The sequence below is a fragment of the Paenibacillus sp. sgz302191 genome (assembly GCF_057749925.1).
Map to the genome: position 1 here is coordinate 1 of NZ_JBYLHY010000119.1, position 385 is coordinate 385.

Genomic DNA, 385 nt, shown 5'->3' on the forward strand with positions numbered 1-385 from the left:
TGTCGGTGTGGGAGCTGTTCTGGTGGGCGATGGTCGGCTCCAGCATGTGCTTGCTGTCCGTCGGGGGCGAGAAGAGCCCCGAGCGGATTTTGGAAACGATCGAGCGCAGCGGCGTGACGACGATGCACTTCGTGCCTGCGATGCTGCACGCGTTCCTCGATTACGCGGAACAGCAGCCGGGAGCGAAGCTGGCCGGGCAGTTGGGAACGCTGCGCCAAGTATTCGCCAGCGGCGAAGCATTGCCGCCGCAGCACGTGACCCGGTTCCAGCAGGCGGTAGCGTGGGTGAACCGCGCGCGGCTGATCAACCTGTACGGACCGACGGAAGCGACGGTGGACGTGTCGTACTTCGACTGCGAGCCGGATGTGCATTATCCGGTCATCCC

General features: G+C 64.7%; 1 protein-coding gene. It reads left to right on the forward strand.

Annotated elements, in window-relative coordinates; translation table 11 throughout:
• A partial coding sequence (locus tag AC3G2T_RS38865; RefSeq protein ID WP_488438837.1) for an AMP-binding protein occupies positions 1-385 on the forward strand: 385 nt, incomplete at both ends.